21 protein-coding genes are annotated in these 26,614 nt (G+C 70.5%); 17 read left to right on the forward strand and 4 right to left on the reverse strand.

The features are described from left to right. The first annotated feature begins 173 nt into the window (after window positions 1–173). Window positions 174–3,362 (forward strand): M20/M25/M40 family metallo-hydrolase, encoded by a 3,189-nt coding sequence (locus tag ACIO9J_RS32250; protein WP_402007383.1) that lies wholly within the window; start codon window positions 174–176, stop codon window positions 3,360–3,362. A gap of 72 nt (window positions 3,363–3,434) precedes the next feature. Here ACIO9J_RS32250 and ACIO9J_RS32255 read toward each other — a convergent pair whose 3' ends face one another. After that, a complete protein-coding gene (locus tag ACIO9J_RS32255) occupies window positions 3,435–5,102 on the reverse strand; it encodes a hypothetical protein (protein ID WP_402007385.1) in 1,668 nt (555 codons plus the stop codon). Window positions 5,103–5,287: 185 nt separating this feature from the next. Further along, on the reverse strand, window positions 5,288–7,486 hold the full coding sequence (locus ACIO9J_RS32260; protein ID WP_402007387.1) for an elongation factor G-like protein EF-G2: 2,199 nt from the start codon (window positions 7,484–7,486) through the stop codon (window positions 5,288–5,290). Window positions 7,487–7,745: 259 nt separating this feature from the next. On the opposite strand from ACIO9J_RS32260, the gene pgsA reads away from it, so the two are divergent. From pgsA to ACIO9J_RS32335, 15 genes are all read left to right on the forward strand, one after another. Continuing rightward, window positions 7,746–8,417, forward strand: a complete 672-nt coding sequence (pgsA, locus tag ACIO9J_RS32265) for a phosphatidylinositol phosphate synthase (protein WP_402007389.1) — start codon at window positions 7,746–7,748, stop codon at window positions 8,415–8,417. After that, complete coding sequence (locus tag ACIO9J_RS32270; RefSeq protein ID WP_402007391.1) at window positions 8,414–9,334, forward strand: phosphatidylinositol mannoside acyltransferase; 921 nt, start codon at window positions 8,414–8,416, stop codon at window positions 9,332–9,334. Before pgsA ends, ACIO9J_RS32270 begins: the two co-directional genes overlap by 4 nt. Then, window positions 9,331–10,494: a glycosyltransferase family 4 protein gene (locus tag ACIO9J_RS32275; protein WP_402007393.1), complete on the forward strand. Its 1,164-nt coding sequence runs from the start codon at window positions 9,331–9,333 to the stop codon at window positions 10,492–10,494. Before ACIO9J_RS32270 ends, ACIO9J_RS32275 begins: the two co-directional genes overlap by 4 nt. A gap of 191 nt (window positions 10,495–10,685) precedes the next feature. Then, on the forward strand, window positions 10,686–11,231 hold the full coding sequence (locus ACIO9J_RS32280) for a hypothetical protein (protein ID WP_098241316.1): 546 nt from the start codon (window positions 10,686–10,688) through the stop codon (window positions 11,229–11,231). Between the two features lie 209 nt (window positions 11,232–11,440). Then, window positions 11,441–12,355, forward strand: coding sequence for a pyridoxal 5'-phosphate synthase lyase subunit PdxS (pdxS, locus tag ACIO9J_RS32285; protein ID WP_402007396.1), 915 nt, complete (start codon window positions 11,441–11,443; stop codon window positions 12,353–12,355). Beyond that, window positions 12,355–12,957, forward strand: coding sequence for a pyridoxal 5'-phosphate synthase glutaminase subunit PdxT (pdxT, locus tag ACIO9J_RS32290; protein ID WP_402007398.1), 603 nt, complete (start codon window positions 12,355–12,357; stop codon window positions 12,955–12,957). The genes pdxS and pdxT overlap by 1 nt, the downstream gene beginning before the upstream one ends. 83 nt (window positions 12,958–13,040) lie before the next feature. Further along, on the forward strand, window positions 13,041–13,799 hold the full coding sequence (locus ACIO9J_RS32295) for a YebC/PmpR family DNA-binding transcriptional regulator (RefSeq protein WP_402007400.1): 759 nt from the start codon (window positions 13,041–13,043) through the stop codon (window positions 13,797–13,799). A 171-nt stretch (window positions 13,800–13,970) separates the two neighbouring features. Beyond that, complete coding sequence (gene ruvC / locus ACIO9J_RS32300; protein WP_402007402.1) at window positions 13,971–14,591, forward strand: crossover junction endodeoxyribonuclease RuvC; 621 nt, start codon at window positions 13,971–13,973, stop codon at window positions 14,589–14,591. After that, on the forward strand, window positions 14,588–15,196 hold the full coding sequence (gene ruvA / locus ACIO9J_RS32305; protein WP_402007404.1) for a Holliday junction branch migration protein RuvA: 609 nt from the start codon (window positions 14,588–14,590) through the stop codon (window positions 15,194–15,196). The genes ruvC and ruvA overlap by 4 nt, the downstream gene beginning before the upstream one ends. Window positions 15,197–15,252: 56 nt before the next feature. Beyond that, window positions 15,253–16,326, forward strand: coding sequence for a Holliday junction branch migration DNA helicase RuvB (gene ruvB / locus ACIO9J_RS32310; protein ID WP_402007406.1), 1,074 nt, complete (start codon window positions 15,253–15,255; stop codon window positions 16,324–16,326). A gap of 197 nt (window positions 16,327–16,523) precedes the next feature. Next, window positions 16,524–16,985: a preprotein translocase subunit YajC gene (gene yajC, locus ACIO9J_RS32315; protein ID WP_402007408.1), complete on the forward strand. Its 462-nt coding sequence runs from the start codon at window positions 16,524–16,526 to the stop codon at window positions 16,983–16,985. A 166-nt stretch (window positions 16,986–17,151) separates the two neighbouring features. Continuing rightward, complete coding sequence (gene secD / locus ACIO9J_RS32320) at window positions 17,152–18,906, forward strand: protein translocase subunit SecD (RefSeq protein ID WP_402007410.1); 1,755 nt, start codon at window positions 17,152–17,154, stop codon at window positions 18,904–18,906. Window position 18,907: 1 nt separating this feature from the next. Then, window positions 18,908–20,044: a protein translocase subunit SecF gene (gene secF / locus ACIO9J_RS32325; RefSeq protein WP_402007412.1), complete on the forward strand. Its 1,137-nt coding sequence runs from the start codon at window positions 18,908–18,910 to the stop codon at window positions 20,042–20,044. Next, window positions 20,041–20,589 carry an adenine phosphoribosyltransferase gene (locus ACIO9J_RS32330; protein ID WP_402007414.1) on the forward strand — a complete coding sequence of 183 codons (549 nt, stop codon included), beginning with the start codon at window positions 20,041–20,043 and terminating at the stop codon, window positions 20,587–20,589. The genes secF and ACIO9J_RS32330 overlap by 4 nt, the downstream gene beginning before the upstream one ends. 342 nt (window positions 20,590–20,931) lie before the next feature. Next, window positions 20,932–23,472, forward strand: a complete 2,541-nt coding sequence (locus ACIO9J_RS32335) for a RelA/SpoT family protein (RefSeq protein WP_402007416.1) — start codon at window positions 20,932–20,934, stop codon at window positions 23,470–23,472. A 71-nt stretch (window positions 23,473–23,543) separates the two neighbouring features. Here ACIO9J_RS32335 and ACIO9J_RS32340 read toward each other — a convergent pair whose 3' ends face one another. Together ACIO9J_RS32340 and ACIO9J_RS32345 are read right to left on the reverse strand one after the other, a co-directional pair. After that, window positions 23,544–24,776, reverse strand: coding sequence for a DUF349 domain-containing protein (locus ACIO9J_RS32340; protein ID WP_402007418.1), 1,233 nt, complete (start codon window positions 24,774–24,776; stop codon window positions 23,544–23,546). Window positions 24,777–24,910: 134 nt separating this feature from the next. After that, window positions 24,911–25,732 (reverse strand): peptidylprolyl isomerase, encoded by an 822-nt coding sequence (locus ACIO9J_RS32345; RefSeq protein WP_402007420.1) that lies wholly within the window; start codon window positions 25,730–25,732, stop codon window positions 24,911–24,913. Window positions 25,733–25,898: 166 nt separating this feature from the next. Between ACIO9J_RS32345 and ACIO9J_RS32350 the strand changes: the two genes are divergently transcribed. Then, entirely contained in the window at window positions 25,899–26,612 is a 714-nt protein-coding gene (locus ACIO9J_RS32350; protein WP_402007422.1) for an MBL fold metallo-hydrolase, read from the forward strand. Window positions 26,613–26,614: the final 2 nt, after the last annotated feature.

Raw genomic sequence — 26,614 nt, forward strand, 5'->3', positions numbered from 1 at the left:
GGACGCCGGGAATCCATTGACCGGGGACCGGGCCGGTGTGAGGGTTCCGCCAGCCACGAGGGTGTCATGTCACCGCCACTCCGCAAGCGGAGCGGCGGGCGCGACCACACGGCCCGACGCACGTGCTCCCCCCTGGCCCGATGGAGCCTCAACACCTCTCACAAGGAGCCGTGATGCTCAGAAGATCCGCAGCGGCCGGGATAACCCTGGTCATGGCGTTAGCGGGGGTGACGGTACCGGTGTCCCTCGCCGCGGCGGCGCAGCCCGCACCGGCCGCGGCCAAGCCGGACCCCCTCGCGAAGGCCCTCGCGGCCGCCGACAAGGCGGTGCGCAGCGGCCTCGACTCGCTGGCCGTGGGCCCCGAGGAGCAGTACGACCGACACGAGGTCACCCCCTGGACCAAGGGCCTCTACTCGGTCGCGTACGAGCGGACCTACCGCGGGCTGCCCGTGGTGGGCGGCGACGCGGTCGTCCTCGCCGACGGCAAGGGCAAGGTCCGCGCCGTGCGGTCCGCGTCCGACGCGAGGATCTCGGTCGGCACCAAGGCGAAGGTGACGCGGGCGCAGGCGGTCAGGACGAGCCGCGCGAAGCTGGCCTCGGTCAAGAAGGTCGACGCCGAGCGCCTGGTGGTCCGGGTCAAGAAGGACGCGCCCGCGCTCGCCTGGGAGACGAAGCTGACCGGCAGGACCAAGGCGGGCGACCCCAGCAAGCTGCACGTCTTCGTCGACGCGCGCACCGGCAAGGTCATCGACACCTACGACGACGTGCGCGCGGGCACCGGACACAGCAAGTGGAACGGCCCCGACCCGCTGACCATCGACACCTCCAAGTCCGGCAGCAACTACGTGCTGCGCGACACCACGCGCCCCGGTCTGCAGTGTTCGAGCTACCAGGGCAGCGTCTTCAGCAAGGCGACCGACGACTGGGGCACCGGCAACCCCACCAGCAGGGAGACCGGCTGCGTCGACGTGATGTTCGCCGCGCAGAAGCAGTCGAACATGCTCAAGGAGTGGTTCGGCCGCAACGGGCACAACGGCAACGGCGGCAGCTGGCCGGTGAGCGTGGGCCTCAACGACCTCAACGCCTACTGGGACGGCTCGTCGGTCACCATCGGCCACAACAGCGCCAATGAGTGGATCGCCGGAGTGGACGTCGTCGCCCACGAGTTCGGCCACGGCCTGGACTCCAACACCCCCGGCGGCGCCAACCACGAGAGCGGCCTCGGCGAGGCGACCGGCGACATCATGGGCGCCCTGACCGAGGCGTACATCAACGAGCCCGCTCCCTACGACACCCCGGACTACACCGTCGGGGAAATGATCAACCTCCAGGGGCGCGGGCCGATCCGCAACATGTACGACCCGAGCCGGGTCAACAACGACCCCAACTGTTACTCCGCCTCGATCCCCAACACCGAGGAGCACAAGGCGGCGGGGCCCATGAACCACTGGTTCTACCTGCTCGCCGAGGGCTCCAACCCTGGCGGCGGCAAGCCCTCCAGCCCCACCTGCAACAACCAGCAGGTGACCGGCGTGGGCGTCAAGAACGCCGGCAAGGTCTTCTACGGCGCGATGCTGCTCAAGACCAGCGGCATGACGTACAAGCGCTACCGCACCGCCACGCTCACCTCGGCGAAGAACCTGGACGCGAGCTGCGACCTGTTCAACGCCACCAAGGCCGCCTGGGACGCCATCAGCATCCCGGCGCAGAGCGGTGACCCGACCTGTTCCGGGCAGCAGAGCGACTTCTCCCTCGCGCTCAGCCCGGCCTCGGGGCAGGTCGACGCGGGGGCCTCGACCACGGCCACGGTCAACACCACGACCGTCACCGGCAGCGCCCAGCAGATCTCGCTGACCGCGGCGGGCGCGCCGACGGGGGTCAACGTCTCCTTCGACCCGGGGACCGTCACGTCCGGCTCCAACGCCACCATGAAGATCACCACTTCGGCGTCCAGTACGCCGGGCACCTACCCGATCACCGTCACGGGCACCGCGGGCACCAAGACGCACACCGCCCAGTACACGCTGACCGTGGGCGGCGGCGGGAACCCGACCACCCCGCCGGACATCGACGTGGAGAAGGTCAAGGCGCACCTGACGCAGCTCAACACCATCGCCTCGCAGAACGGCGGCAACCGCCGCGCCACCGGCGCCGGTTACCGGGCCTCCCTCGCGTACGTCAAGGGCAAGCTGGAGGCCGCCGGATACCAGGTCACCGAGCAGAGCTGCGCCTCCGGCTGCTCCGCGGGCGCGGGCAACAACCTGATCGCCGAGTGGCCGCAGGGCGACGCGGACAACGTCTACATGTTCGGCGCGCACCTGGACGGCGTGGCGGCCGGGCCCGGGATCAACGACAACGGCTCGGGATCCGCCGCGATCCTGGAGGCCGCGCTGTCCCTGGCGCAGAGCAACCCCACGATGAAGAACCGCGTCCGGTTCGCCTGGTGGACCGACGAGGAGCAGGGCCTCAACGGCTCCGACTACTACGCGGGTTCGCTCTCGGCCACCGACCGGGCCAAGATCAAGGCGTACTACAACTTCGACATGGTGGGCTCGGGGAACGCCGGGTACTTCATCAACAACCTGACCGCCACGGCCTCCAAGCCGCTGCGGGACTACTGGACGTCGCTCAACCTCGCGCCCCAGGAGAACGTCGAGGGCCAGGGCCGCTCGGACGACGCCTCCTTCCAGCGCGTCGGCGTCCCGACCTCCGGCTACGCCACCGGCGCCTCGGCCACGAAGTCCGCGGCGGAGGCCGCGAAGTGGGGCGGCACCGCGGGCCGTGCGTACGACCCGTGCTACCACTCCGCCTGTGACACCACCGCCAACGTCAGCGCCACCTCGCTGGACCGCAGCTCGGACGGGATCGCGTACGCGATCTGGAAGACGGCGGTGGGCGACAAGCCCGCCCCGACGGACGACTACTCCCTCGCCGCGAACCCGGCGTCGGGCACGGTCGAGCCGGGCTCCTCGGCGAAGGTCACCCTCGCCACCGCCACGACCAGCGGGTCGGCGCAGAAGGTGGCGCTCACGGCCTCGGGCGCCCCGTCCGGGGTGAGCGTCTCCATCAGCCCGGACGCGGTGCTCTCGGGTGACTCGGCGACGGCCACCGTCGAGGTCGCCGCGGGCACCACCGCCGGCACGTACACGCTGACGTTCACCGGCACCGGGCAGGTCACCCACACCACCACCTACACCCTCACGGTGCCGGGCGGCGGCGAGACCACCTGGCAACTGGGTGCCACCTACAAGGCGGGTGACGTCGTGACGTACAACGGCGTCCGCTACCGCTGCATCCAGGGCCACACCGCCTACCCGGGCTGGGAGCCGCCGAACGTTCCCGCCCTGTGGCAGGCCATCTGACCCGAACGTCGGGTGAGGTGGGACAGGTGAGATGAGAGGGCGGTGGGGTGTGGGAACCCCGCCGCCCTCGTCTCACGCGTCGTACACGTCCGCCTTCCGCGGCATCGGGTCCTGGACCATGCCGCTGAGGAAGCTGGAACGGGCGCCGAACTTATCCGTGTTCACGCCGTTCTCCTGCAAGACCTTGATGGCGGCGGAGTGCACCACGCGCAGCACGGGCGTGGCGGCGCGCAGCGCGTCGTCGGCCATGAAGCGGTGCCGCCACGGCTTGTCCGCCCAGGCGTGCCGCAGACCGAAGGGCTCGGGCAGCGCCAGCTTGCCGCCGAGGTAGTCGAGCAGCGGCGGGTACCAGGTGAACGGGGCGCGGACCGCGAGGCGTACGACCTCGTCCGCGTCGACCAGCGGCAGGCTGCGCTCGGTGGTCTCCCAGAACTTGATCGGCTTGGCGACCGTCTTCGTCTTGGGGGCGGGCTTGCTGGTGAAGAGAGAGTGCACCGGGCCGAGCGCGTGCCCGGTGACCTCGATGCGCAGCGTCTCGTGCAGGACCGTCACCGTGATCAGCATGGTGATGACCAACTGGCCGTCCCAGAGCGTGAACTGGACGCCCAGGTAGTGCCGGTCGCCGCTGCCGAACTGCTGCTCGTTGCAGATGCGCTGGATCTCGTGGCCGCGGACCTGGAACGCCTCGACGTCCGTGCCGGTGGGGCGGGCCACCGCCTTCGCGTTCTCCCCGATGGGGGAGACGACCCAGTGCTTTATCGACGGGGGCGTGAAGCCGCCGGTGTGCAGGGGGCCGCGCTCCAGCATGCGGAGCTGGTCGTGCACCGCGCGTATGACGTCCCAGCTGCGGAAGGGGTGGATCTCCTTGTTCTCCTCGGCGGGCACCAGCTCCTCCGCCAGCTGCCAGCTGCCCCAGCGCGTGCCCATGCCCAGTATCCCCTTGGGCCCCGCGTAGAACACGGAGTTGCTCTGCTGCTCGGCGGAGAGCCGGGCGAGGCCCTGCCGGAGCCGCTCGGCGGCCGTCTCACCGGGGCTGCCGGGCACCGCCTCGGGGATCTTCGCGCCGATGCCGCCGCCCGCGAGGAGGCTCGACCAGCGCTCGCGCATGTCCTTCGCGGTGCGCTCGGAGATCTGCTTGGCCCAGAACCAGCCGACCACGGGCAGCACGATCGCCGCGCGCAGGTACCAGGCCCAGAAGCCGCCGAACGGCAGCTTGAGCAGGAACAGCACGGCGAGCACGCCCACCGCGACCAGCACGGCCGTGGCCAGCGCGCTCGCGCGCTTGTTGTCGCTCTTGGCGACCTGGCGCCTGATGGTGAAGACCGCGAGCCAGACGAGCAGGCCGGGCAGGAAGAGGACCCCGCACAGCACCATCACGGCGGTGAGCCAGCTGTCGCGCTGCTTGCGGATGTTGCTCGCCGCGAGGCAGTGCTCGACGACCGACTGCGGCTCGATGCCGAAGGACTGGATGAGCGGCTTGCGGCCGCCGCCGATCATCCGCACCTGCACGGTCCGCGCGAACGCCTCGCCCAGACTCGGCTTGAACAGTGACCAGAGGCCGGACTTCACCTCGGACTTGTGCCACTCGCTGTTGGCCTTGAGGATCTCGTCCACGTCGCTGTCGCGGTACGCGGCCGAGGCCAGGGCGTGCGTCGCCGCCGTCTGGCCTGCCGCGCCGGAGAGCGGGACCTGGGCCCCCGGCCTGAAGTCGAATCCATCGTCCGCCACTGCCGCCCCCATCGCCGCGACGCCTTCGCTGCTGCGGCTCTTCCCGACTTCCCTGTCCGGCACACCTGTTGCCGCCGGGCACATCTGTTGATCAGGTCATCAGCGTATCCGGGCGCACCGACATCTGTCGGCGGACGACGGAATGCGGCCGGTCACCGTCCGCCCGGCGCGGACGGTGACCGAAGGACGCCGCTCAACTACGTGGCGTCCCCCGCCCGTTCGCGGATCCGGTCGGAGAGCTGCGGCGGCATCGGCTCGTGCCGTGCGTACGTACGACTGAAGCGCGCGGTGCCCTGCGAGAGGGACCGCAGGTCCACCGCGTACCGGCCGATCTCGATCTCGGGCACCTCGGCCCGCACCAGCGTGCGCCCGCCGGGCGCCTGCTCGGTGCCCACGACCCGGCCGCGCCGCCCCGACAGATCGCTCATCACCGCGCCCACGTGGTCGTCACCGACCAACACCTGTACCTCCGCGACCGGTTCGAGGAGGTGGATCCGCGCCTCCGCCGCGGCCTCGCGCAGCGCGAGCGCGCCCGCCGTCTGGAACGCGGCGTCGGAGGAGTCCACCGAGTGCGCCTTGCCGTCGAGGAGCGTGATGCGTACGTCGATGAGCGCGTACCCGGCGGCGACGCCCTTCGACGCCTGCGCGCGCACGCCCTTCTCGACGGACGGGATGAACTGGCGGGGGACCGCACCGCCGACGACCTTGTCGACGAACTCGATGCCGCTGCCGCCGGGCAGCGGTTCGACCTCGATCTCGCAGATCGCGTACTGCCCGTGCCCGCCGGACTGCTTCACATGACGGCCCCGGCCACCGGACTTGCCCGCGAACGTCTCCCGCAGGGAGACCTTGTGCGGCACGACGTCGACCTGCACGCCGTAGCGGCTGCGCAGCCGTTCGAGGGCGACGTCCGCGTGTGCCTCGCCCAGGCACCACAGGACCACCTGGTGCGTGTCCTGGTTCTGTTCGAGCCGCATCGTCGGATCCTCGGCGACCAGACGCGCGAGCCCCTGCGAGAGCTTGTCCTCGTCCGCCTTGCTGTGTGCCTGGATGGCCAGCGGCAGGAGCGGGTCGGGCATGGTCCAGGGTTCCATCAGGAGCGGATCGTCCTTGGCGGAGAGGGTGTCGCCGGTCTCGGCGCGGCTCAGCTTGGCCACGCACGCCAGGTCACCCGCCACGCACCGGGTCAGCGTGCGCTGCTGTTTGCCGAAGGGTGCGGAGAGGGCGCCGACCCGCTCGTCGACGTCGTGGTCCTCGTGCCCGCGGTCGGCGAGCCCGTGCCCGGACACGTGCACGGTCTCGTCGGGGCGCAGCGTTCCGGAGAAGACGCGCACCAGCGAGATGCGGCCGACGTAGGGGTCGGACGCCGTCTTCACCACCTCGGCGACCAGCGGCCCCGAGGGGTCGCAGGAGAGCGCGGGCCGAGCCCTGCCGTCCGGTGTGGTGACGGCGGGCGCCGGGTGTTCCAGCGGGGTCGGGAAGCCGCCCGTGATCAGTTCCAGGAGTTCGACCGTGCCGATGCCCTGACGGGCGCCCTCCGCGGCGGGGGCGGCGGCGAGCACGGGGTGGAAGATGCCGCGCGCCACGGCCCGTTCCAGGTCGTCCACGAGCGTCTTGAAGTCGATGTCCTCGCCGCTGAGATAGCGGTCCATGAGGGACTCGTCCTCGCTCTCGGCGATGATCCCCTCGATGAGCTTGTTGCGCGCCTCCTCGATCAGCGGCAGCTGGTCGGCGCCCGGCTCGGACTCCTTGCGCTCGCCCGACGCGTAGTCGAAGATCCGCTGCGAGAGCAGCCCGATCAGCCCGGTGACCGGTGCGTGCCCGTCCGGGCCCTGCTCGCCGTGGAGCGGCAGATACAGCGGGAGAACGGCGTCCGGGTCGTCCGCGCCGAACGCCTGCGCGCAGGTGCGGGTCATCTCGGTGAAGTCGGCGCGGGCCGATTCCAGGTGGGTGATCACGATCGCCCGCGGCATGCCGACCGCCGCGCACTCCTCCCAGACCATGCGGGTCGCGCCGTCCACGCCGTCCGCCGCCGAGACGACGAAAAGGGCCGCGTCCGCCGCGCGCAGACCGGCCCTCAGCTCCCCGACGAAGTCGGCGTAGCCGGGTGTGTCCAGGAGATTGATCTTGTAGTCCCCCCATTCGACGGGGACAAGGGACAGCTGCACCGAGCGCTGCTGCCGGTGTTCGATCTCGTCGTAGTCGGAGACGGTGCCGCCGTCCTCCACGCGGCCCGCCCTGTTCACCGCCCCCGCGGTCAGCGCGAGGGCCTCCACCAGAGTCGTCTTGCCCGATCCGCTGTGGCCGACCAGCACCACATTCCGTACGGACGCGGGGTGGTCGGCCGATGCTGCCCTGCCGGCGGCTCCGGGGTGTGCGTTCGCCTTGTCGCCCATGCCTTGGCCTCCCGGTTACGTGCACGGTGAGGAGCCTGAAGCCCCCTCGGGGATGCTGGCTGCTCGCGGACACGCGGGGCCGCGTGCGGGTCGGCTCCGGCGACGCCCGCGGTGCTTTCGAGCTTTCCACTCGGGTCACTCTGCGTCCATACGTCGTACGTGAACGTGAGGGCGCGAGCCGGTCCGTCAACGTCGTGACTACGATGGGCCAGCCGGTGGCCAACGGGGCCGCGCGGCGCACCGACCCCTCGGGAAGGCCATGCTGAACAAGTACGCGCGTGCATTCTTCACGCGTGTCCTCACACCGTTCGCCGCGTTTCTCATCCGCCGCGGGGTGAGCCCCGACGCGGTCACGTTCATCGGCACGGCCGGTGTGATGGCGGGAGCGCTGGTCTTCTTTCCCCGGGGAGAGTTCTTCTGGGGCACGATCGTCATCACGCTGTTCGTCTTCTCGGACCTCGTCGACGGCAACATGGCGCGCCAGCTGGGCCGCTCCAGCCGCTGGGGCGCCTTCCTGGACTCCACGCTCGACCGGGTGGCGGACGGCGCGATCTTCGGCGGCCTCGCCCTCTGGTACGCGGGCTCCGGCGACGACAACGTGCTGTGCGCCGTCTCCATCTTCTGTCTGGCCAGCGGCCAGGTGGTCTCGTACACGAAGGCGCGCGGCGAGGCGATCGGCCTGCCCGTCGCCGTCAACGGCCTGGTGGAGCGCGCCGAGCGCCTGGTGATCACGCTGGTCGCCGCGGGCCTCGCGGGGCTCCACAAGTTCGGCGTGCCCGGCATCCAGGTCCTGCTGCCCATCGCCCTGTGGATCGTCGCCGCGGGCAGCGCCGTCACCCTCGTCCAGCGGGTCGTGACCGTGCGCCGCGAATCCGCGGAGGCGGACGCCGCCGCGGCCGCGCAGGCCCAGGAGAGTGAGGCCGCGCAGTGAAGGACCGACTCACCGACGCGCTGTACGGGCTCGGCTGGAGCACCGTCAAGAAGCTGCCGGAGCCGGTCGCCGACCGCCTGGGCAGGACCATCGCCGACACGGTCTGGAAGAAGCGCGGCAAGGGCGTCCTGCGCCTGGAGTCCAACCTCGCGCGCGTGGTGCCCGACGCCACCCCGGAGCGGCTCGCCGAGCTCTCCAGGGCGGGCATGCGCTCCTACCTGCGCTACTGGATGGAGTCCTTCCGCCTCCCCTCCTGGAGCAGGGAGCGGGTCAGGAACGGCTTCGACGTCAAGGACGTCCACCACCTCACCGACGGGCTCGCGTCGGGCAAGGGCGTCGTCCTCGCCCTGCCGCACCTGGGCAACTGGGACCTCGCGGGCGCCTGGGTCACCACCAAGCTGGAGACCCCCTTCACCACCGTCGCCGAACGGCTCAAGCCCGAGACGCTCTACGACCGCTTCGTGGCCTACCGCGAGAGCCTCGGCATGGAGGTCCTGCCGCACACCGGAGGATCCGCCTTCGGCACCCTGGCCCGCCGCCTGCGCGCGGGCGGCCTGGTCTGTCTCGTCTCCGACCGTGACCTGTCGTCCTCCGGAGTGGAGGTCAAGTTCTTCGGAGACACCGCCCGGATGCCCGCGGGGCCCGCGATGCTCGCCCAGCAGACCGGCGCGCTCTTGCTTCCCGTCACCCTCTGGTACGACGATTCGCCCGTCATGAAGGGCCGCGTCCACCCACCCATCGACGTCCCTGAGACAGGCACCAAGGCCGAGAAGACGTCTGTCATGACGCAGGCCCTGGCCGACGCCTTCGCCACGGGTATCGCCGACCATCCGGAGGACTGGCACATGCTGCAGCGTCTGTGGCTCGCCGACCTGGAACCCCGCCCCGACGAGGCTCGGGCGGAGGGGCGCTCGTGAGGATCGGCATCGTCTGCCCGTACTCCTGGGACGTGCCGGGCGGCGTCCAGTTCCACATCCGCGATCTGGCGGAGCACCTCATCCGCCTCGGACACGAGGTCTCCGTCCTCGCCCCGGCCGACGACGAGACCCCGCTGCCGCCGTACGTCGTGTCGGCGGGCCGGGCCGTTCCCGTGCCGTACAACGGCTCGGTCGCCCGGCTCAACTTCGGCTTCCTGTCGGCCGCGCGGGTACGCCGATGGCTGCACGACGGCACGTTCGACGTCATCCACATCCACGAGCCGGCCTCGCCCTCGCTCGGCCTGCTGACCTGCTGGGCCGCGCAGGGCCCGATCGTGGCGACGTTCCACACGTCCAACCCGCGCTCGCGGGCGATGATCGCCGCGTACCCGATCCTGCAGCCCGCCCTGGAGAAGATCAGCGCGCGCATCGCGGTGAGCGAGTACGCGCGCCGGACCCTGGTCGAACACCTGGGCGGCGACGCGGTCGTCATCCCCAACGGCGTGGACGTCGACTTCTTCGCCGACGCCGAGCCCAAGCCCGAGTGGCAGGGCGGGACCATCGGCTTCATCGGCCGCATCGACGAACCCCGCAAGGGGCTTCCGGTGCTGATGAAGGCCCTGCCGCAGATCTTCGCCGAACGCCCGGACGCCCGCCTCCTGGTGGCGGGCCGGGGCGACGAGGAGGAGGCGGTGGCCTCCCTCCCCGCCGAACTCCGCTCCCGCGTCGAGTTCCTCGGCATGGTCAGCGACGAGGACAAGGCGCGGCTGCTGCGCAGCGTCGACCTGTACGTCGCCCCGAACACCGGCGGCGAGAGCTTCGGGATCATCCTGGTCGAGGCGATGTCGGCGGGCGCGCCGGTACTCGCCAGCGACCTCGACGCCTTCGCCCAGGTCCTCGACCAGGGCGCGGCGGGCGACCTGTTCACCAACGAGGACGCGGAATCCCTGGCCAAGGCAGCCGTACGCCTCCTGGCCGACCCAGAACGCCGCGAAGGCCTGCGCGACCGGGGCAGCGCCCACGTCCGCCGCTTCGACTGGTCGACGGTGGGCGCGGACATCCTCGCGGTCTACGAAACGGTGACGGACGGCGCGGCTTCGGTGGCAACGGACGAACGGACGGGGTTGCGGGCGAGGTTCGGGTTGGCGCAGAAGAACTAGGTCGGTCCTCCGTGTGCTGGGTTCGGCGCGCCGGGCGTGGGGGGCCAAGCCCAGCCCGTCCGGCGTTTGAGGACTGGGGGCCCGGGGGCGAAGCCCCCGAGGCAGGCGTACGGACCGCACAGCCACCGGCACGGTAGCCCCGGCCCCGGACCTGACCATCCCGCCCCCACCCGAAGGTACCCTTGCCGCCCGTGACCTCCACCTTGATCTGGATCGCAGCCGCCCTCTTCGCGATCGGCCTCTACCTGAGCTGGACCGCGGGCAGACTCGACCGCCTGCACGCACGCATCGACGCGGCCCGCGCCGCCCTCGACGCCCAACTGCTGCGCCGCGCCTCGGTCGCCCAGGAGCTGGCCACGTCCGGAGTCCTCGACCCCGCCGCCTCGATCGTGCTCTACGAGGCGGCGCACGCGGCCCGGCAGGCGGAGGAGGAGCAGCGCGAGGTCGCCGAGAGCGAGTTGAGCCAGGCGCTGCGTGCCATCTTCGGCGAGGCCGGGCAGGTCGAGGCGTTGCGCGAGGCGCCGGGCGGCGACGAGGCGGCGACCGAACTCGCCGCCGCGGTCCGCCGGGTGCCGATGGCGAGGCGCTTCCACAACGACGCGGTGCGCGCGGCCCGCGCGCTGCGCAGGCACCGCAAGGTCCGCTGGTTCCGGCTCGCGGGGCACGCGCCGTTCCCGATGGCGTTCGAGATGGACGACGAACCGCCGGTTGCCCTCGCGGACCGCGCGACCGCGTAGCGACAGGGCGTCCACGGAGGCCGGAGTCCACCCGCGTACGCACCTATGTAGAGGCGCAAAAGCGCAGGTCGGCACCGCACGGCACGCCGCTGACCAGCCACGTCCCGGGAAAATGAGCCACCGGTCATCCATTGGCCCTTGCTGTGGCCTGGTCCCCGGGAGTTTCCTCGGAGCTGCAGAAACCCTCTTCAGCGAGTGAGGTCACCTCCGTGTCGAACACCCCCTCCAGCAGCAACCCGTCGCCCGAGACCGGCACCGCGCGCGTGAAGCGCGGCATGGCCGAGCAGCTCAAGGGCGGCGTGATCATGGACGTCGTCAACGCCGAGCAGGCGAAGATAGCCGAGGACGCCGGCGCCGTCGCCGTCATGGCGCTGGAGCGGGTCCCCGCCGACATCCGCAAGGACGGCGGCGTCGCCCGGATGTCCGACCCGAACATGATCGAAGAGATCATCGAGGCCGTCTCCATCCCGGTCATGGCGAAGTCCCGCATCGGCCACTTCGTCGAGGCCCAGGTGCTCCAGTCCCTCGGCGTCGACTACATCGACGAGTCCGAGGTCCTCACCCCGGCCGACGAGGTCAACCACAGCGACAAGTTCGCGTTCACGACCCCGTTCGTCTGTGGCGCCACCAACCTGGGCGAGGCGCTGCGCCGCATCGCCGAGGGCGCGGCCATGATCCGCTCCAAGGGTGAGGCCGGCACCGGCAACGTCGTCGAGGCCGTCCGCCACCTGCGCCAGATCAAGAACGAGATCGCCAAGCTGCGCGGCTTCGACAACAACGAGCTGTACGCCGCCGCCAAGGACCTGCGCGCCCCGTACGAGCTGGTCAAGGAGACCGCCGAGCTCGGCAAGCTCCCCGTGGTCCTCTTCTCGGCCGGTGGCGTCGCGACCCCCGCCGACGCCGCCCTGATGCGCCAGCTCGGCGCCGAGGGCGTCTTCGTCGGCTCCGGCATCTTCAAGTCCGGCGACCCGGCCAAGCGCGCCGCCGCGATCGTGAAGGCGACCACCTTCTTCGACGACCCGAAGATCATCGCGGACGCCTCCCGCAACCTCGGCGAGGCCATGGTCGGCATCAACTGCGACACCCTGCCGGAGACCGAGCGCTACGCGAACCGGGGCTGGTGATGACCACTCCCGTAGTGGGCGTCCTCGCTCTGCAGGGGGACGTACGGGAGCACCTGATCGCCCTGGCCTCGGCGGACGCCGTGGCCAGGCCGGTCAGGCGCCCGGAGGAACTCGCCGAGGTGGACGGCCTCGTCATCCCCGGCGGCGAGTCCACCACCATCTCCAAGCTGGCCGCCCTGTTCGGCCTCCTGGAACCCCTCCGCGCGCGCGTGCGGGACGGCATGCCCGTCTACGGCACCTGCGCGGGCATGATCATGCTCGCCGACAAGATCCTCGACCCGCGCTCGGGCCAGGAGACGGTGGGCGGCATCGACATGATCGTGCGGCGCAACGCCTTCGGCAGGCAGAACGAGTCGTTCGAGGCGTCCGTCGGCGTCAAGGGCGTGGCGGGTGCCCCCGTGGAGGGCGTCTTCATCCGGGCCCCCTGGGTGGAGTCGGTCGGCGCCGAGGTCGACGTGCTCGCCGAGCACGGGGGCCACATCGTCGCCGTGCGTCAAGGGAATGCGCTCGCCACCTCGTTCCACCCCGAGCTGACGGGTGACCACCGCATCCACGCGCTGTTCGTGGACATGGTGCGGGGGACCGGGCGCGCGGGATCCTAGTAGGATCTCCCGGGATCCCCCCGGGGCCTTAAGGTCTGGGAGAGTTCTTACTGGTTGTTGGGTAACGCGAAGGAGACAGGCAGATGTCCGGCCACTCTAAATGGGCTACGACGAAGCACAAGAAGGCCGTGATCGACGCCAAGCGCGGCAAACTCTTCGCGAAGATGATCAAGAACATCGAGGTGGCGGCCCGCACCGGCGGCGCCGACATCTCGGGTAACCCGACCCTCTTCGACGCCATCCAGAAGGCCAAGAAGAGTTCGGTCCCGAACAAGAACATCGACTCCGCGGTCAAGCGCGGTGCCGGTCTCGAAGCCGGTGGCGCCGACTACGAGACGATCATGTACGAGGGCTACGGACCGAACGGCGTCGCGGTGCTCATCGAGTGCCTCACCGACAACCGCAACCGCGCCGCGTCCGACGTCCGCGTCGCCATGACGCGCAACGGCGGCTCGATGGCCGACCCGGGCTCCGTCTCGTACCTGTTCAACCGCAAGGGTGTCGTGATCGTCCCCAAGGGTGAGGGCGAGCTGTCCGAGGACGACGTGCTCGGCGCGGTCCTCGACGCGGGCGCCGAAGAGGTCAACGACCTCGGCGAGTCCTTCGAGGTCCTCTCCGAGGCCACCGACATGGTCGCGGTCCGCACCGCGCTCCAGGACGCCGGGATCGAGTACGACTCGGCCGACGCCAACTTCGTCCCGACCATGCAGGTCGAGCTCGACGAGGAAGGCGCGCGGAAGATCTTCAAGCTGATCGACGCCCTGGAGGACAGCGACGACGTGCAGAACGTCTTCGCCAACTTCGACGTCTCCGACGAGGTCATGGCCAAGGTCGACGCGTAAGCGCTCCGCTGGGCTTGCGTGATCCGACGGCTGTCGGCCGTTCTTGCTTGCGCGCGCAGTTCCCCGCGCCCCTCTGGGGCGCGATCGGGCCGACGGGACACACCCCCGTCGGCCCGTCGCGTTGTCAGAGGGACCCGATAACCTGCACGGACAGGCGATTGGAGGGGCTACGTGCGCGTGTTGGGGGTCGACCCGGGGCTGACCCGGTGCGGTGTCGGGGTCGTCGACGGAGTCGCGGGGCGCCCGCTGACCATGCGCGGCGTCGGTGTCGTCCGCACCCCCGCGGACGCCGAGTTGGGCCACCGCCTGGTCGCCATCGAGCAGGGCATCGAGCAGTGGCTCGACGAGTACGACCCCGAAGTCCTCGCCGTGGAGCGCGTGTTCAGCCAGCACAACGTGCGTACGGTCATGGGCACCGCCCAGGCGAGCGCCGTCGCCATGCTCTGCGCCTCGCGGCGCGGCATCCCCGTCGCCCTGCACACCCCCAGCGAGGTCAAGGCCGCCGTCACCGGCAGCGGCCGGGCCGACAAGGCGCAGGTCGGGGCGATGGTCACCCGCCTCCTGCGGCTCGACGCACCCCCCAAGCCCGCCGACGCGGCGGACGCGCTCGCCCTTGCCATCTGCCACATCTGGCGCGCCCCCGCGCAGCACCGCCTCCAGCAGGCGGTCGCCCAGAACCGACTCCAGCAGGCCGTGGCCCGGCACGCGGCGGAGACCGCCGCCGCCAAGCCCGCCACGGCCGCCGCCAGGACCTCCTCAGCCTCCTCAGCACAGAAAGGCCGTACCGCATGATCGCCTTCGTCAGCGGCCCCGTAGCCGCCCTCGCCCCCGATGCCGCGGTGGTCGAGGTCGGCGGCATCGGCATGGCCGTCCAGTGCACGCCGAACACGCTGTCCACCCTCCGCGTCGGCCAGCAGACCAAGCTGGCCACCTCCCTCGTCGTCCGCGAGGACTCCCTGACGCTGTACGGGTTCGCGGACGACGACGAGCGCCAGACCTTCGAGCTGCTCCAGACCGCGAGCGGCGTCGGGCCGCGCCTGGCGCAGGCCATGCTCGCCGTGCACAGCCCGGACGCCCTGCGCCGCGCCGTCGCCACCGGCGACGAGAAGGCCCTCACGGCCGTCCCCGGCATCGGCAAGAAGGGCGCCCAGAAGCTCCTCCTGGAGTACAAGGACCGCCTGGGCGAGCCGCTCGGCACCGGCGGGCCCGCGATCGGCAGGGCCGTCACCGCGGGCTGGCACGACCAGCTGCACGCCGCGCTGATCGGCCTCGGGTACGCCACGCGCGAGGCCGACGAGGCAGTCGCCGCCGTCACCCCGCAGGCCGAGGCCATGGAGTCACCGCAGGTCGGCCAGCTCCTGAAGGCCGCACTCCAGACCCTGAACCGCACCCGCTAGCCCCCGCTCCTCCGCACCGTCTGCCACCCCCTGAACCGCATCGCGAGGCACACCGCATGAACTGGGACGACACGACCGACGACGCTGCCGGGGCGGCCGAGCGTCTCGTCGGTGCGTCCGCCGACGGCGAGGACCAGGCCGTCGAGGCCGCGCTCCGCCCCAAGGACCTGGGCGAGTTCATCGGCCAGGAGAAGGTCCGTGAGCAGCTCGACCTGGTGCTGCGCGCGGCCCGCGCGCGCGGCGCCACCGCCGACCACGTGCTGCTCTCCGGCGCCCCCGGCCTCGGCAAGACGACCCTCTCGATGATCATCGCAGCCGAGATGGGCGCCCCGATCCGCATCACCAGCGGCCCGGCCATCCAGCACGCGGGCGACCTCGCCGCGATCCTCTCCTCCCTCCAGGAGGGTGAGGTCCTCTTCCTCGACGAGATCCACCGGATGTCGCGGCCCGCCGAGGAGATGCTCTACATGGCGATGGAGGACTTCCGCGTCGACGTGATCGTCGGCAAGGGCCCCGGCGCCACCGCCATCCCGCTCGAACTGCCGCCCTTCACCCTGGTCGGCGCCACCACGCGCGCGGGCCTGCTGCCCCCGCCGCTGCGCGACCGCTTCGGCTTCACCGCGCACATGGAGTTCTACGAGCCGGCCGAGCTGGAGCGCGTCGTCCACCGCTCCGCCGCGCTGCTCGACGTGGAGATCGACCCGGCGGGCGCCGCCGAGATCGCCGGGCGCTCGCGCGGCACGCCGCGCATCGCCAACCGCCTGCTGCGCCGCGTGCGGGACTACGCCCAGGTCAAGGCCGACGGCGAGATCGACCGCGCCATCGCGGGCGCGGCCCTCGCGGTCTACGAAGTGGACGAGCGCGGCCTCGACCGCCTGGACCGGGCCGTCCTGGAAGCCCTGCTGAAGCTCTTCGGCGGCGGCCCCGTGGGCCTGTCGACGCTCGCGGTCGCGGTGGGGGAGGAGCGCGAGACGGTCGAGGAGGTGGCGGAACCCTTCCTGGTGCGCGAGGGCCTGCTGGCCCGCACCCCCCGGGGCCGCGTCGCCACCCCGGCGGCATGGGCGCATCTCGGCCTCGTTCCGCCGCGTCAGACGGGCGGAAAGGGACAACAGGACCTCTTCGGGGCGTGATATCGGTGGGAGAGCGCCGCGCGTGCGGGAGAACGGCGCGGAGACTCGCCCCCGCAGGAACTGCGGTGCCATGCTGAGCGTTGTTCGTTAGGTGCGGACTCGCTTAGACTCCGCCGATGCCGCCTTTGCGGGCGGCGTGCCCACCCCCATCCCAATGGCCGCTTACCTGCGCGGTCGTGCGAAGGAAACTCCGTCCCGTGAATATCGTGACCCTCCTCCCGTTCATCGTGCTCATCGGGGCCATGTTCCTGATGACCCGGTCTGCCAAGAAGAAGCAGCAGGCCGCCGCGCAGATGCGTAACGAGATGCAGCCCGGCACCGGCATCCGCACGATCGGGGGCATGTACGCCACCGTCAAGGAGGTCCACGACGAAGCCGTCCTCCTCGAGGTGGCCCCCGGTGTCCACGCGGTGTACGCGAAGAACTCGATCGGCGCCGTCCTCGACGACGACGAGTACAACCGCATCGTGCACGGCACCGAGGACGACCTGGACGAGGAATCCCCCGTCGTTCCCGACGACGCCTCCTCCCTGACCGAGACCGACGAGCCCGCCGACGCTTCCGACGACTCGCCCATCGACCTCGGCAAGAAGGACGCGGCCGCCGAGGCCGACGAAGCAAAGCCGAAGAAGACCGACGGCGAGTCCGACGCGAAGTAGTCACGACCGGGGACCGCGGTGCGCGCCGCTCGCGTGCCGCGGTCCCCGGATCACGTGGTACTTCACGCCGGGTCTCCACACCACTTCATGGCCGCTCGCCCGGGACCTCCTCGCACGGTAAGGGGGCAGACCGGATGTCGGGCGGTTGGACAGGGAGAACGAGAAGGTGGCAGCACCGAAGAAGGGCCGAAGGCAGGGCGCCCAGGGGAAGCCGGGCCGCTCACTGGTCTTCATCCTGATCGCCCTCGTGGCGCTCACGGGGGGAATGTTCCTTTCCGGGCACACCACGCCGCGCCTCGGCATCGACCTCGCCGGTGGTACGAGCATCACGCTCGAGGCGAAGAACGAGCCGGGCCAGAAGAACGCGATCAACCAGACCAACATGAACACCGCGGTTGACATCATCAACAACCGCGTCAACGGTCTGGGCGTCTCCGAGGCCGAGGTTCAGACCCAGGGCGACAAGAACATCATCGTCAACATCCCCAAGGGGACGAACGAGAAGCAGGCGCGCGAGCAGGTCGGTACGACCGCTCGGCTCTACTTCCGCCCGGTGATCACGCAGGCCCCTGGTGAGCAGACGCCCCAGCCGTCCGACAGCCCCTCGACCGGCGCTGACAAGGACAAGGGCAAGAAGGACGAGAAGGCCGAGAAGGACGACGCCACCGACAAGGCGACCTCTCCGACCGCCACCCCGACCTCCCAGGGCCGTGCCGTCAGCGACGCCCTGAAGGCCGACCCGACGCCGTCCGGATCGGACAAGGCCAAGGACGGCAAGAAGGACCCCACCCCGTCCGCCGACCCGGCCACCGCCAAGTTGCAGGAGAAGTTCACCAAGCTCGACTGCACCGACAAGAAGGCCCGCGTCGCCGCGGGCCTTGGTGTGAAGCCCTCCGAGCCGACCGTGGCCTGTGGCAAGAGCCCCGACGGCAAGTCCTGGGACAAGTTCGTCCTCGGTCCCGCCGAGGTCGACGGCAAGGACGTCAGCAAGGCACAGGCGACGATCAACCAGAACGCCGGAGGCGCCTGGGTCGTCAACATGACGTTCACCAAGGACGGCTCGAAGAAGTTCGCGAAGGTCACCAGCAAGCTCTCGCAGCAGCAGCCCCCGCAGAACCAGTTCGCCATCGTCCTCGACGGCGACGTCGTCTCGGCCCCCAGCGTCAACACGACCCTGAGCGCCAACGCCGAGATCTCCGGCAGCTTCACGCAGCAGTCCGCCAAGGACCTGGCCAACGTGCTGTCGTACGGCGCCCTGCCGCTCACCTTCCACGAGCAGAGCGTCACCACGGTCAGCCCGGCCCTCGGCGGCGAGCAGCTCAAGGCGGGCCTCATCGCGGGCGCCATCGGCCTCGCGCTGGTCATCATCTACCTGGTGGCCTACTACCGCGGCCTGTCGCTCATCGCCATCGCGAGCCTCCTGGTCTCCGCGGCGCTGACGTACACGATCATGACGCTGCTCGGCCCGACCATTAAGTTCGCGCTGAACCTGCCGGCGGTCTGTGGTGCGATCGTCGCCATCGGCATCACGGCGGACTCGTTCATCGTGTTCTTCGAACGCGTACGGGACGAGGTCCGCGAGGGACGCACGCTGCGCCCCGCCGTCGAGAGGGGCTGGCCGCGCGCCCGGCGCACCATCCTGGTCTCCGACTTCGTCTCGTTCCTCGCCGCCGCCGTGCTCTTCGTGGTCACGGTCGGCAAGGTGCAGGGCTTCGCGTTCACGCTCGGCCTGACCACGCTCCTCGACGTCGTCGTGGTGTTCTTCTTCACCAAGCCGCTGATGACGCTCATGGCCCGCAAGAAGTTCTTCGCGAACGGCCACAAGTGGTCCGGACTCGACCCGAAGCGGCTCGGCGCCAAGCCCCCGCTGCGCCGGACCCGCCGCGCCCCCGCCGCCCCCGTCGACCCGAAGGAGGCGTGAGATGTCGAAGCTCGGCAATCTCGGCGCCAGGCTCTACCGCGGTGAGGTCGGCTACGACTTCGTCGCCAAGCGCAAGATCTGGTACGCCGTCTCGATCCTGATCACCATCACGGCGATCGTCGGCCTCGCGGTGCGCGGCCTGAACATGGGCATCGAGTTCGAGGGCGGCGCGGTCTTCAACACGCCGAAGACCAGTGCCTCGGTCGCCAAGGCCGAGGAGTCCGCGGAGAAGGCGTCCGGTCACGACGCGATCGTCCAGAAGCTGGGTGACGACAAGCTCCGCATCCAGATCGCGGGCGTCGACATCAAGAAGTCCGACCAGATCAAGAAGGCGCTCGCCGAGGACCTGAACGTCAAGGCCGCGGACATCGACGCCGACCTCGTCGGACCCAGCTGGGGCGAGCAGATCGCCATGAAGGCCTGGCAGGGCCTGGCGATCTTCATGGTCCTCGTGGTGATCTACCTGGCCATCGCCTTCGAGTGGCGCATGGCGCTCGCGGCACTGATCGCGCTGATCCACGACATCACCATCACCGTGGGTGTGTACGCGCTGGTCGGCTTCGAGGTCACCCCGGGCACGGTGATCGGTCTGCTGACCATTCTCGGTTACTCGCTCTACGACACGGTGGTGGTCTTCGACAGCTTGAAGGAGCAGTCGAAGGACATCACCAAGCAGACCAGGTACACCTACAGCGAGCTCGCCAACCGCAGCATCAACGGCACCCTGGTGCGTTCGATCAACACCACGGTCGTCGCGCTGCTCCCGGTGGCGGGCCTGCTCTTCATCGGTGGCGGTGTCCTGGGCGCGGGCATGCTCAACGACATCTCGCTGTCGCTGTTCGTCGGCCTCGCGGCCGGTGCGTACTCCTCGATCTTCATCGCCACGCCGCTCGTCGCCGACTTCAAGGAGCGCGAGCCGCAGATGAAGGCCCTCAAGAAGCGGGTGCTCGCCAAGCGCGCGGCGGCCGCGGCGAAGGGCGAGTCCGCGGAGGCGGCGGAGCGGGCCCCCGAAGGACCTGAGGACGTCGAGGACGACGGGGACGGTCCCGAGGACACGGCTCACGCGGTCGTCGGCCCGCGCACGCAGCCCGCGTCGCGCAACCGCGGCCGGGGCCGTCCCTCGGGGAAGCGCCGATGACCGAGCTCGCAGGCGTCACGGAGCTGCTGCTCAGCCGCATCCGTGACGTCCCGAACTACCCGAAGCCGGGCGTGGTGTTCAAGGACATCACCCCGCTCCTCGCGGACCCGGAGGCCTTCGCGGCGCTGACGGACACGCTGGCCGACTTCAGCGTCCGGCACGGCGCCACGAAGATCGTCGGCCTGGAGGCCCGGGGCTTCATCCTCGGCGCCCCCGTCGCGCTCCGCGCGGGGCTCGGCTTCATCCCCGTACGCAAGGCGGGCAAGCTCCCCGGAGCGACGCTCAAGCAGCGCTACGACCTGGAGTACGGCAGCGCCGAGATCGAGGTGCACGCCGAGGACCTGACCGCGGGCGACCGCGTCATGGTCATCGACGACGTCCTCGCCACCGGCGGCACCGCGGGGGCCTCGCTCGACCTGATCCGTCGGGCGGGCGCCGAGGTGGCCGGTGTCGCGGTCCTCATGGAGCTCGGCTTCCTCGACGGCCGGCAGAAGCTGGAGCGCGCCCTCGACGGGGCGCCCCTTGAGGCGCTGATCACCGTCTGAGACGGCTCGCAGCTGCACGATGACGGCGGGCGTTCCGGCTTCGGCCGGGGCGCCCGTCGCCGTGTCCGGCACGGCACTCTCCCCGCCGGGCGCCGACCGGCCGGATCCCGCCACGGTCGGATCCGGCCGTGGCGCCACCGGCCGTCCGACGGGCGGGACGCGGTGGACGGGGGACGGCCGAGGGGCCAGAGTGTCGGGGTCGGGGGAATCCGGGGGCAGCCTCTCGTGTTTCTCCAGTACAGAGCAGTCTCACCGGCCGAAGGCGAGCCGGAGGCCCAGGATCGATACCATGGGCTCTTCGGGGCCTGACCGAGGGACCCCGATCGCGCACAGGGAGCGCTCTTGCCAGACGAGTCCCAGCCACTCACCGCCGCCAAGGCCGCCCAGCAGGCTCAGCAGGCCTCGGCGGGCTCCGCCGCGCCCGCGAACAAGGCAGAAGGCACGCAGGGCGGCACGTCCGCGCAGCGCGCCAAGGGAGAGGTCTCTCGGGGCGACAAACCGGCCGAGCAGCCCCGTCCGAAGCCGCCCGCCGACCACCATCCGACGGCACCCGCGATCCGCCCCGCCACGGGCCAGCCCGCGCGCTCCGGCTCCTCCAACCGCGTCCGCGCCCGGCTCGCGCGCCTCGGCGTCCAGCGCTCCAACCCGTACAACCCGGTCCTGGAGCCCCTGCTGCGGATCGTGCGCAGCAACGACGCCAAGATCGAGACGTCCACGCTGCGCCAGATCGAGCGGGCCTACCAGGTCGCCGAGCGCTGGCACCGCGGACAGAAGCGCAAGAGCGGCGACCCGTACATCACGCACCCGCTCGCGGTCACCACGATCCTCGCCGAGCTCGGCATGGACCCGGCCACGCTGATGGCCGGTCTGCTGCACGACACGGTCGAGGACACCGAGTACGGCCTGGACACCCTCAAGCGCGACTTCGGCGACCAGGTCGCCCTGCTCGTCGACGGCGTCACCAAGCTGGACAAGGTCAAGTTCGGCGAGGCCGCGCAGGCAGAGACCGTGCGCAAGATGGTCGTCGCGATGGCCAAGGACCCCCGCGTCCTGGTCATCAAGCTCGCCGACCGCCTGCACAACATGCGCACGATGCGGTACCTCAAGCGCGAGAAGCAGGAGAAGAAGGCCCGCGAGACGCTGGAGATCTACGCTCCGCTGGCGCACCGCCTGGGCATGAACACGATCAAGTGGGAGCTGGAGGACCTCGCCTTCGCGATCCTCTACCCCAAGATGTACGACGAGATCGTGCGTCTGGTCGCCGAGCGCGCCCCCAAGCGCGACGAGTACCTGGCCATAGTGACCGACGAGGTCCAGGCCGACCTGCGCGCCGCCCGCATCAAGGCCACCGTCACCGGGCGCCCGAAGCACTACTACAGCGTCTACCAGAAGATGATCGTCCGCGGCCGCGACTTCGCGGAGATCTACGACCTGGTGGGCATCCGCGTCCTCGTCGACACGGTCCGCGACTGCTACGCCGCACTCGGCACCGTGCACGCGCGATGGAATCCGGTCCCCGGCCGGTTCAAGGACTACATCGCGATGCCCAAGTTCAACATGTACCAGTCGCTGCACACCACGGTGATCGGCCCCAACGGCAAGCCGGTCGAGCTGCAGATTCGTACCTTCGACATGCACCGCAGGGCCGAGTACGGCATCGCGGCGCACTGGAAGTACAAGCAGGAGGCCGTCGCCGGTGCCTCCAAGGTCCGCACCGACGTGCCGAAGAAGGCCGGCGGCAAGGACGACCACCTCAACGACATGGCGTGGCTGCGCCAGCTCCTCGACTGGCAGAAGGAGACCGAGGACCCCAGCGAGTTCCTCGAATCGCTCCGCTTCGACCTGTCGCGCAACGAGGTCTTCGTCTTCACGCCGAAGGGCGACGTCATAGCGCTCCCGGCGGGCGCGACGCCCGTCGACTTCTCGTACGCCGTGCACACCGAGGTCGGCCACCGCACCATAGGAGCGCGGGTCAACGGACGGCTCGTGCCGCTCGAATCGACCCTGGACAACGGCGACCTGGTGGAGGTCTTCACCTCCAAGGCCGCGGGCGCGGGTCCCTCGCGCGACTGGCTCGGCTTCGTCAAGTCGCCGCGGGCGCGCAACAAAATCCGCGCGTGGTTCTCCAAGGAGCGCCGCGACGAGGCGATCGAGCAGGGCAAGGACGCCATCGCGCGCGCCATGCGCAAGCAGAACCTGCCGATCCAGCGGATCCTGACGGGCGACTCGCTGGTGACCCTCGCGCACGAGATGCGCTACCCGGACATCTCCTCGCTGTACGCGGCGATCGGCGAGGGCCACGTCACCGCCCAGTCCGTCGTGCAGAAGCTCGTCCAGGCGCTCGGCGGCGAGGAGGCGGCCAACGAGGACATCGCCGAGAGCGCGCCGCCCGCGCGCGGCCGCAGCAAGCGCCGCGCCAACGCCGACCCCGGTGTCGTCGTCAAGGGCGTCGACGACGTGTGGGTCAAGCTGGCGCGGTGCTGCACGCCCGTGCCCGGTGACCCCATCATCGGCTTCGTCACGCGCGGCAGCGGCGTATCGGTTCACCGCAGCGACTGCGTGAACGTCGACTCGCTCTCGCGCGAGCCCGAGCGGATCCTGGAGGTCGAGTGGGCCCCCACCCAGTCCTCGGTCTTCCTGGTCGCCATCCAGGTCGAGGCCCTGGACCGTTCCCGCCTCCTGTCGGACGTCACGCGCATCCTCTCGGACCAGCACGTGAACATCCTGTCGGCGGCCGTGCAGACCTCGCGCGACCGGGTCGCCACCTCCCGCTTCACCTTCGAGATGGGCGACCCCAAGCACCTGGGGCACGTCCTCAAGGCCGTCAGGGGCGTCGAGGGCGTCTACGACGTGTACCGGGTGACGTCGGCGCGCAGGCCGTAGACCGGGCCACTACGTAGAGGGGCTCCCGCACCACGTGGTGCGGGAGCCCCTCTACGTAGTGAAAGGAAAACTCAGCCGCCGAACTCGTGCAGACCCTTCAGCGCCTGGTCGAGCAGCGCCTGGCGCCCGTCGAGCTCCCGCTGGAGCTTGTCGGCCTTCGAGGTGTTGCCCGCGGTGCGGGCGGCCTCGATCTGGCCCTGGAGCTTGTCCACGGCGGCCTGCAGCTGACCGGTGAGACCGGCGGCACGCGCGCGGGCCTCCGGGTTCGTGCGGCGCCACTCGGCTTCCTCGGACTCCTGGAGCGCCCGCTCGACCGCGTGCATCCGGCCCTCGACCTTGGGCCGCGCGTCACGCGGCACGTGGCCGATGGCCTCCCAGCGCTCGTTGATGGAGCGGAACGCGGCACGGGCCGTCTTCAGGTCCGTGACCGGGACGAGCTTCTCGGCCTCGTCCGCCAGCTCCTCCTTGAGCTTGAGGTTCTCGCCCTGCTCGGCGTCGCGCTCGGCGAAGACCGAGCTGCGCGCCGCGAAGAACACGTCCTGGGCGCCGCGGAAGCGGTTCCACAGGTCGTCCTCGTGCTCGCGCTGGGCGCGGCCCGCGGCCTTCCAGTCGGCCATCAGCTCGCGGTAGCGGGCGGCCGTCGGCCCCCAGTCCGTCGAACCCGAGAGCGCCTCGGCCTCGCCGACCAGCTTCTCCTTGGCCTTGCGGGCGTCCTCGCGCTGCGCGTCGAGCGACGCGAAGTGCGCCTTGCGCCGCTTGGAGAACGCCGAGCGGGCGTGCGAGAAGCGGTGCCACAGCTCGTCGTCCGACTTCCGGTCGAGCCGGGGCAGGCCCTTCCAGGTGTCGACCAGCGCGCGCAGCCGCTCGCCGGCCGAGCGCCACTGCTCGCTCTGGGCCAGCTCCTCGGCCTCCACGACCAGGGCTTCCTTGGCGTGCCGCGCCTCGTCGGACTGCTTGGCCTTCTGGACCTTGCGCTCCTCGCGGCGCGCCTCGACGCTCTCGACGAGCTTGTCGAGGCGCTTGCCCAGGGCCGCCAGATCGCCGACCGCGTGCGCCTCGTCCACCTGCTGGCGCAGGTGGTCGATGGCGGTCGTGGCGTCCTTGGCCGACAGGTCGGTCGTTTTCACCCGGCGCTCGAGAAGTCCGATCTCGACGACCAGACCGTCGTACTTGCGCTCGAAATAGGCGAGGGCCTCGTCAGGAGATCCTGCCTGCCACGAACCGACCACTCGCTCACTGCCGTCGGCCGCACGCACGTACACGGTCCCCGTCTCGTCGACGCGGCCCCACGGGTCGCTGCTCACAGCGCCTCCTCCACATGATGCCTGCGCAGGGCCTCGGGGCCCCCGGCATCGTCCACAGTTTCGTCACCGCCAACATAGGCGACCGGCGGGGCGGCTGTCCGCATCCCGCACGACCGAAGTTTGCCTGGCGACGCTCAGGATTTCGTCACGGTGGCCTTGTCGATGACGACCGTCGCGTTCGGTGCGCCGTCGCCCTGCCCGCTGCTCTCGCCGGCGGCCGCGATCTTCTTGAGTACCTTCATACCGGATTCGGAAATGGTCCCGAACGGTGTGTAGTCGGGCGGCAGCTGACTGTCCTGGTAGACGAGGAAGAACTGGCTTCCGCCGGTGTCGCGGCCCGTCTTCTTCGAGGCGTTGTACTGGTTCGCCATGGCGACCGTGCCCGCCGGATACACCTTGTCCTTGAGGCGCTCGTCCTTCAGGTTCTCGTCCGGGATCGAGTAGCCGGGGTTGCCCTCACCGGTGCCCTTGGGGTCGCCGCACTGCAGGACGAAGATGCCGCCGGTGGTGAGCCGGTGGCACTTGGTGTGGTCGAGGTAGCCCTTGTTCACCAGGAAGTTGAACGAGTTGACGGTGTGCGGGGCCTTCGCGGCCTCCAGGTCGAGGCCGATGTCGCCGCACGTCGTCTTCAGGTTCATCGTGTAGTCGGCGGACTTGTCGATGGCGAGCGCGGGCTCCTTCTTGAAGCTCAGCGGCTTCACCGACCCCGGTGCCGCCTTCGCGCACGGGTCCTTCGGCGAGCTGCTGGGCTGCGCGTTCGCGTCGTCCTTGGAGGAGTCGCCGTCGAAGGCGCCCGCCGCGTACGACACGGCGCCGCCCGCCACGACCACCGCGAGTGCTCCCGCGAGCACCGCGTTGCGCATCCGCGCCCTGCGCCGCGCGGCCTCACGGCGCTGCTGCTGGCGGAGGAACTTCTCCCGGGCGAGCTGCTTGCGGCGCTGTTCCTGGCTGACCACCGGCTCTTCTCCCCTTCTCCCGCGCATGTCTGCCCATGCGCTGCGTAGTGCCCCGTACCGTATATGGGTTACCTGTGGAATCGGCAGCGCCGGTAGGCTCTGATCTGCCGCGTTCTCCCGCCGGGGACCGCGGTGCCTCCCGCCGGACGACGAACGAAGGACGATCGTGCTCATTGCCGGGTTCCCCGCCGGGGCCTGGGGCACCAACTGCTATCTGGTCGCCCCCGCCGCAGGCGAGGAGTGCGTGATCATCGACCCGGGCCACCAGGCCGCCCAGGGAGTCGAGGACGCGCTCAAGAAGCATCGGCTCAAGCCCGTCGCGGTCATCCTCACCCACGGCCACATCGACCATGTCGCCTCGGTCGTCCCGGTGTGCGGAGCGCACGACGTCCCCGCGTGGATCCACCCCTCCGACCGGTACATGCTGAGCGACCCCGAGAAGGCGCTCGGCCGCTCCATCGGGATGCCGCTGATGGGCGAGCTGACGGTGGGGGAGCCCGATGACATGCGGGAGCTCACGGACGGCGCGGACCTGAAGCTGGCGGGCCTCGACTTCTCCGTCGCGCACGCACCGGGGCATACGAAGGGGTCGGTGACGTTCCGGATGCCCGAGACGCAGGAGATCCCCTCGGTCTTCTTCTCGGGCGACCTGCTCTTCGCCGGCTCCATCGGCCGCACCGACCTGCCCGGCGGCAGCCACACCGAGATCCTCGAGTCGCTGGGCCGCGTGTGCCTGCCGCTCGACGACTCGACCGTGGTCCTGTCGGGACACGGTCCCCAGACATCCATCGGCCAGGAGCGCGCCACCAACCCGTATCTGCGGCAGGTGGCCACCGGCCTGGGCACGGACCCCGCGTCCGGCCCGCGACGAGGAATGTGACG

The organism is Streptomyces sp. NPDC087300, assembly GCF_044744425.1.
Lineage (GTDB): Bacteria > Actinomycetota > Actinomycetes > Streptomycetales > Streptomycetaceae > Streptomyces.

What these genes read in the sequence shown, in the direction of transcription:
- ACIO9J_RS32295 (WP_402007400.1), top strand. Translation starts at nt 13,041, where the DNA reads ATGTCCGGCCACTCTAAATGGGCTACGACGAAGCACAAGAAGGCCGTG.
- pdxT (WP_402007398.1), top strand. Translation starts at nt 12,355, where the DNA reads ATGACCACTCCCGTAGTGGGCGTCCTCGCTCTGCAGGGGGACGTACGG.
- secF (WP_402007412.1), top strand. Translation starts at nt 18,908, where the DNA reads ATGTCGAAGCTCGGCAATCTCGGCGCCAGGCTCTACCGCGGTGAGGTC.
- ACIO9J_RS32330 (WP_402007414.1), top strand. Translation starts at nt 20,041, where the DNA reads ATGACCGAGCTCGCAGGCGTCACGGAGCTGCTGCTCAGCCGCATCCGT.
- ruvB (WP_402007406.1), top strand. Translation starts at nt 15,253, where the DNA reads ATGAACTGGGACGACACGACCGACGACGCTGCCGGGGCGGCCGAGCGT.
- ACIO9J_RS32260 (WP_402007387.1), bottom strand. Translation starts at nt 7,486, where the DNA reads ATGGGCGACAAGGCGAACGCACACCCCGGAGCCGCCGGCAGGGCAGCA.
- ACIO9J_RS32250 (WP_402007383.1), top strand. Translation starts at nt 174, where the DNA reads ATGCTCAGAAGATCCGCAGCGGCCGGGATAACCCTGGTCATGGCGTTA.
- ACIO9J_RS32255 (WP_402007385.1), bottom strand. Translation starts at nt 5,102, where the DNA reads ATGGGGGCGGCAGTGGCGGACGATGGATTCGACTTCAGGCCGGGGGCC.
- ruvA (WP_402007404.1), top strand. Translation starts at nt 14,588, where the DNA reads ATGATCGCCTTCGTCAGCGGCCCCGTAGCCGCCCTCGCCCCCGATGCC.
- pgsA (WP_402007389.1), top strand. Translation starts at nt 7,746, where the DNA reads ATGCTGAACAAGTACGCGCGTGCATTCTTCACGCGTGTCCTCACACCG.